Genomic DNA, 6,603 nt, shown 5'->3' with positions numbered 1-6,603 from the left:
TTAATCTCTATTCAATTCCTTGGGAAAATGATTTTTCTAAGGCAAGAAACTACAGTATCGGACTTGCCAAATATGATTGGGTTTTATACTTAGATGCTGATGAGGAAATTGAAGTTAAAGATTTAGATGCATTTAAGGCGTCGTTATCAGAGAAACAAGATGTGTTTTATGTACCATTACAACATTATGAAAGTCATGATCTTTCAAATCTAAATAACTCTTATCTATCTTATCACTTTCGTCTTTTCAAAAAACAGACTGCTCTTACATTCGAAGGGAAAATTCATGAAAGGCTTCAGCTAAATAACGATACCAACTATTCGCGAAATAATTATATAAAGATTAATCATTTTGGATATGGTGAGGTTGATAAGAAAGAAAAGAGTATACGCAATATATCTATGCTACTTGAAGAATGGAGTGTGACACCAGATAATGCATGGTTAAATTATCATATAGCGTCAGAATTATTTCAACAACATGAATTGAATACAGCATATAAAGTAATTAATCATGCTTTGGAGCTAAGTATTGCTAGTGAATGTAAACCACCCGCATTATTTTATAAGTTAAAATATGAAATTTTGATTTACTCTCGCACCACATTAAATGTTTTAGAGGGACTAGAAAAAGCGATTTTAATTTATCCAGATTATGTGGATTTACATTTCTATAAGGGGATTATATTAGAGCGAACAAAGGAATATGAAAAAGCAATTCGAGCATTTCAACATTGTATGTCTCACCATACTGTTAACTGTGAATATCTTAATTTTGTAGGTATGGATTCGTTTCTGGCTGCGTATCATACCTACTTATGTTACTTGCATCTTAATAACAAGGAAGAGGCAGACAGAGAATATAGCGAATTAGAGAAGAAATATCCTTTATTTTGTGAAAATATGTCAACTTATGATAACAAGTACATATAGTGTATTAATAAACGAAATGGAGTCTAAATCATGTCACAACCTTCTTTTCCGTCAATAAGTCCTGCCATAACGAGGGACGATGCAGTTAATCAAATCCTATCTTCTATTGCTATGGAAGAACTCGGATTAAGCCATATTATAAATACTGAGGGTGAAAAACTTCAGTATATTCTTGGTACACTTCCAGGAGTTACCGGCCCCAATCCCACGGTAGATGAAGTACTTGCTGCTAACGAAAGTGTAAAATCAACTCTTGAAGCAATTTCGCAGAATCAATTATTATATAAAGGAAAATTACAAACTGTATTGACTGCTTCACCTTTAGTAGGTCCAACAGGCCCAACTGGTGCTGTTGGTGCAAGTGGTCCAGCGGGTGGTCCAACAGGTCCAACAGGCCCAACGGGTCCAGAAGGTCCAACTGGTCCAACAGGAATCAACGGTACAGTTGGTGTAACAGGTCCAACTGGTGGAAACTTTACAAGTACTACTGCATTTGCAGGAAACCATACGACAACAGGAACAATTGCAATTGCTGTAGGAGGTACTGATATCGTACTTCCAGATAATCATGTATTACCAACAGGTATAACAATGAATGCAGGAAATACGACATTTACAGTAAACACAGCTGGTAGATATCGTATCTCTTATCATATCAATTTAACTGCTGGTATTGCTGTTGGTTCACGTATATTAATAGGTGGAAACGCTGTTCCAGCGTCTACAATAGCAGCTTTGCTAACTCTATCTAATTTTAGTGCAGAGTTTATTACAGACTTGGCTGTTGGAGATACTGTAGAATTACAATTATTTGGATTGACAACAAACGTTACTTTATTAACAGCCTCTGATTCACAAGGTGCTTCGCTTATGCTTATGCGATTAAGTTAATAAGGGGGGATAACGTATGTCATTACCAAGTTTTCCAAGCATAACACCTCCGATTACAAGAGAAGATTCGATTAATCAGTTAATATCTTCTATTGCTTCTGAAGAACTGGGCTTAAGCCATGTGCTTAATGCAGAAGGTGAAAAACTTCAATACGTTTTAGGAACACTACCTGGTTTACCAAATGGTCCTGCAACCTATCAAGAAGTATTAGATGCGAACGAAAGTGTTAAAGATTTACTAAATAGTTCAATGGAATTAACGTATCTATTAAAAAATAAACTATCATTAGTAATGAATGCACCAATTGCACTAGGTCCAACAGGAGCAACAGGCTTAGCTGGAGCAGATGGTTCATTCACAGGAGCAACAGGTCCAACAGGTCCAAGTGGTATTGAAGGTCCTGCTGGTGCACCTGGCGCAACTGGAATTAGTGGCCCAACTGGTGCATTTGCCCCAACTGCTACTTCACCAATACATGGATTTGGTGCTAATATCAATACACTTGGGAATATTATAACGATTCCAGGAAGCGGCGCAATTAGTCTTGCATTACCAAACGCACAAGTTATGTCTGGTGTAACAGTCAGTGGAGCAAATACGGTATTCACAGTTCCATCATCAGGTTATTACAGGCTATCATATCATCTTAATACAACAGTAGCGTTACTAACTGGTACTAGATTGCTAGTTAACGGTTCGCCTTTAAGTGGCTCTATTATTGTACCAACAGTTACGTTATCAAATTATTCGAATGAAGTGGATGTTCTTTTAGCTGCTGGAAGTACAATATCGTTACAAGTAACAAATAGTGTTCCATTAATTCCGTTGCTTATCACACTGATATCTGGTGTTGGAGCATCTTTAATGATTATCAAGCTTGATAATGGTATGATTGTAAGGTAATCGTATTAGACGAGAAATCGTTATAATAACCTAAAAGAAGCATAGAGTCGTATATGGCTCTATGCTTCTTTTAGGTCTCTATTTAATTTAATTGTGTTAATCCTTTAAGTCTTTTAAATGCGCTGACGAGCGGTTTGTATAAAACTAATGTAAGTACAAAATTAGCAATACAATGTGCTACATCCCACGGGATTCCTGCTATCCACCATGCAAATGCTGTCCTAACCCCTCCGATTACAAGGTATAGAATAGAGCCAAGTGCGCCAAAGCACAAACCATAGATAGCGGATACAATGCTCCAAAACCAGACAGAATCTTGTTTGCGAAACAGATATACTACAATAGCAAGTATTATCCAGATATAGAAGTACATAATAGACCAAAGCCCCATACCCCATATGAATGTCTCAATACATGTAAATACTATGATAGAATAAAATACTTTAAGGCCAAATGTTAATGTGAATACAATGATAAGCAAAGAGACGATTTCAATATTAGGTAAGGCAGCTAATGTCACTTGCGCAGCAATCAATGTTGCAGCCATAATGCCAATAAGGGCAATGTCTCTTACCGATAAGGAACGTTTTATATTATTGTGCTTCATAGGATATCTCGAAAGAATCATTATCGTAAACTGGTTGTGTATCTATTCCGTTATTACATGATTCACCGTTAACCGAGAATGACCAGAATGCTCCATTCACATTATAATCTGCAGTTACTCCATTAATCGTCTTTACATATAGTCCATAATCTGATTCTTCACCTTCAATTTTCAAATCTTTAATCTCTTCTAACGCAGTTCTTAAGAATTCAGCATCGGTTTTGTGAGTATATGTAGTTCTCTCACCCTTGTCATCAATTACAGCTACTGTGATTGACTTGGAACCTTCGACTGGCTTTGGTGAAAATGTTTTATAGGCATATAATGCTCCTGCAATTAGCACTGCTAAGATAATAATACCAATAATAATTTGTTTGACGCTAAATTTGTTTTTTTCCTGTTGCATAATAGTCTCCTTTTTTGTGAGTGCGAAACTCAATTGAATGTACTTGTGTATTATAGTTTTTGACGCAAAACTTTTTTAGATTTTCAAAGCTTCTTCGCTGATACACTATAGCACGAAACACGCTATGCACTTAAGTACTTCTACGTGTGTACGGATAGGTATAAACCGTGTACGGAAACGCCTTCGATTCGGCATCCTGCCTCAGCTCAGGCTGGCTCGGCGTCCATGCCTCGCCTTCCTAGGTTGTTGATGTACACACCAAGGAGTACTATAGTGCTTTGCTACCGTTTCTTAGCTAGAGTGTACCAGCGAAGAAGCGAGGAAAGGTAATGAAGTTTTGCATAACAAGTTAATTGATACACAAGTACGGTAAATTACGAATAAATATTATCAAGTATTCACTACAAAATTATTATTAAACTCTTGCAGTAAATTGTTCGATTTTCTAAAACATTATATCCTATATCAATATTTAGTGCAAGGTTTGAATAGGGTTTTTTGTTGTATGACTTTGTAGTCATTATGACTGAAAGGTCATAATGACTACAAAGTCATGTGTGTTTGCGTATATACTCTTAATTAAGGGTTATTTTTCTCAAACACAATATTCAGAACATTTTCTTTAATCCATATTTCATCGTCAGTGATTTTTATCTCATAACCTTCAATGATGTTCTTAGCATGATTTTGTAGTAATGATTCATAGTCTTTTGGATTCTTTCTTGGAAATGTAATTGTTGTATCAATACGTTGCTTTAGATGAAATCCTGCTTGGTTTAGTTTGGCTATATATTCAGCAAATGTATAGAACTTGATATGACCATCTTTCTTCATTTGCATGAATTCATCTACAAATCTAGTATCATCGTTATCATTTGGTGTTGGGTCTGAGATTATTAATTTACCATTTGGTTTTAATATTCTATAAAGTTCAGTAAAACATGCATCTAAATCAGGGAAGTGATGTAGAGCATATCTCGTTATAATAGTGTCTATACTGCTGCTTTCAAATGGATAGCTTATTCCATCATATGATACGAATTCTACATTAGAGATACTAAGCTCATTTGCAGTTTGCGTATTCCTTTCTAATGTCGCTTCAAATATATCTAGACCGATTACGTTACACTCTGGGTTTTGCTTCGCGATTGGAAATGCTAGATATCCGCTTCCTGTTCCTAAATCTAAGATGGTTTCATCTTTAGTTGGATTCACTAAATTCAATAATAATGTTAAGTGAGAGTTATCCATTGTTTGCTTATTATAAAAGTTTGCTTCCTTAAAACTTTTCTCAAATCCAAGTTTGGTAAGTTTCATTGTGTTATTCTTTTCCATAAGTTCCCTTCTCTATTAGCCGGTGTGTAAGTTTCTGTACAGTGATTTCCTGTATATAGTCAACGTTACGCTATCCTATTACGTATCGTTGTCTTATGCCATTATACTATGAATTGTTAGTTTATTCCATACACATTTAATTAAAGTGTAGACTTATCAAGATTATTTCAATCAGGGAATCTTCTTAAACCATGCAATTTATAGCACATATTTCATATATTAAAAGGGAATCTATAATTATAAAAAGAGGCGTTATGCAGAGTTTTAATCCTTTTGAAGAAAGAGCTTTACCAATTGAGAAGACGTTTATGGACTGGAATACGATGTATCCGTGTCCATATAATAAAGAAACAGTAAATCCATATACAAAATGTCGTATTGTATTAATGAATGGTACAGAATTTGAGGCACAGTGGTTTACGCGTAATTTTTCAAGACATTGTACAGATAATGATTTAAGACGTGAGCTAGCATTAATGAGACGTATTGAGCAGCAACAGCAAAAACGTATCAGTTGTTTAAAGCCAAAGAATGAGTCGATTCTTGAACATACCATATCATATGAACAGCTTGCCGTTGATCTTACTGCAGTTTTAGCAAAACGGGAACAGAACTGTAATGTTAAAAATGCTCTTAATTTTGCTCTATTAGAGGATTTTGACCATCTCTATCGCTATTCAAATCTTCTTGATTATGAATACGGTATTTGTCCTGAGAAATTGGTTGGGGGATATACAGAAATAACACCTGCACGTCCTACAATATCTGAGCATCGTGATCCAAGAGATAGTATATTCCAATATGTTTGTAGCGATGCTTCTACACTTACAAAACTCAACATTGGTATTATTACTGCTGCTGAGCAACAGACTATGAATTACTATATGAATGTTGCTGCATTATATGACAAATCGGATTTGGGACGTAGGCTTTACCAAGAAATCGGTATGATTGAGGAGGAACATGTAAGTCAATACGAAAGCTTAAAAGATACGACTACAACGTGGTTAGAAGATTTGCTAATGCATGAATATACAGAATGCTATCTGTATTATTCTTGTATGTTAACGGAATGTGACAAGCGGATTCGTTGTATATGGGAGGAATGTTTCGTTCAAGAAATCGCTCATCTTCATAAAGCGAAAGAATTATTAGAAAAATATGAATGTAAAGAATGGCAGCAAGTAATTCCTTGTGGTACGTTTCCAGAGCCTCTATGCCTACAGCCAAACATTGATTATGTTCGAACAATTATAGAAACAACAACAGGAAATACCCAAAGCAAAGAGTGCGTAGTTCCATTGCATGATTTACAAAGAAATGCGCTCTTCTTCTCCTACCAGAATACAGTAAACAATAATGTGAATTGTGTAGCGAGTCATAATGTTATTGAGCAGTACATTAAGTGTAAAGGTTATGATTATCGCTTTGAAACAGCTCCAAACCCATTGTGCGTACTACAGACTCGTTGTTGTGACAATACGACTCTTGCGCGTGTGCCTTCTAAAACGCCAGCGGATACACAGGT

The 6,603-nt window shown here is 35.6% G+C and carries 7 protein-coding genes; 4 read left to right on the top strand and 3 right to left on the bottom strand.

Annotated features, from left to right (window positions below; genetic code table 11):
- The 3 genes from RMR19_RS20305 to RMR19_RS20295 form a co-directional block, all read left to right on the top strand.
- The coding region (locus RMR19_RS20305) for a glycosyltransferase (protein WP_310605335.1) at positions 1-932 on the top strand (932 nt) is incomplete at its 5' end.
- A gap of 30 nt (positions 933-962) precedes the next feature.
- Positions 963-1,823 (top strand): BclA C-terminal domain-containing protein, encoded by an 861-nt coding sequence (locus RMR19_RS20300; RefSeq protein ID WP_310605334.1) that lies wholly within the window; start codon positions 963-965, stop codon positions 1,821-1,823.
- Between the two features lie 16 nt (positions 1,824-1,839).
- The gene (locus tag RMR19_RS20295) at positions 1,840-2,727 is read left to right on the top strand and encodes a BclA C-terminal domain-containing protein (RefSeq protein WP_310605333.1); all 888 of its coding nucleotides are present in this window, start codon (positions 1,840-1,842) and stop codon (positions 2,725-2,727) included.
- Positions 2,728-2,809: 82 nt separating this feature from the next.
- Here the strand turns inward: RMR19_RS20295 and RMR19_RS20290 are convergent, their stop codons facing one another.
- The 3 genes from RMR19_RS20290 to RMR19_RS20280 form a co-directional block, all read right to left on the bottom strand.
- Complete coding sequence (locus RMR19_RS20290; RefSeq protein ID WP_310605332.1) at positions 2,810-3,334, bottom strand: hypothetical protein; 525 nt, start codon at positions 3,332-3,334, stop codon at positions 2,810-2,812.
- Positions 3,321-3,740: a DUF4430 domain-containing protein gene (locus RMR19_RS20285; protein WP_310605331.1), complete on the bottom strand. Its 420-nt coding sequence runs from the start codon at positions 3,738-3,740 to the stop codon at positions 3,321-3,323. The genes RMR19_RS20290 and RMR19_RS20285 overlap by 14 nt, the downstream gene beginning before the upstream one ends.
- 579 nt (positions 3,741-4,319) lie before the next feature.
- Positions 4,320-5,075: a class I SAM-dependent methyltransferase gene (locus RMR19_RS20280; RefSeq protein WP_310605330.1), complete on the bottom strand. Its 756-nt coding sequence runs from the start codon at positions 5,073-5,075 to the stop codon at positions 4,320-4,322.
- Between the two features lie 254 nt (positions 5,076-5,329).
- On the opposite strand from RMR19_RS20280, the gene RMR19_RS20275 reads away from it, so the two are divergent.
- On the top strand, positions 5,330-6,603 hold a 1,274-nt coding region (locus RMR19_RS20275), incomplete at its 3' end, for a hypothetical protein (protein WP_310605329.1).

It is taken from the genome of Anaerosporobacter sp., from assembly GCF_031551385.1.
GTDB lineage: Bacteria > Bacillota > Clostridia > Lachnospirales > Lachnospiraceae > Anaerosporobacter.
Note: the sequence above shows the minus strand (reverse complement) of the source record. Positions and strands in the feature narration are given on the sequence as shown.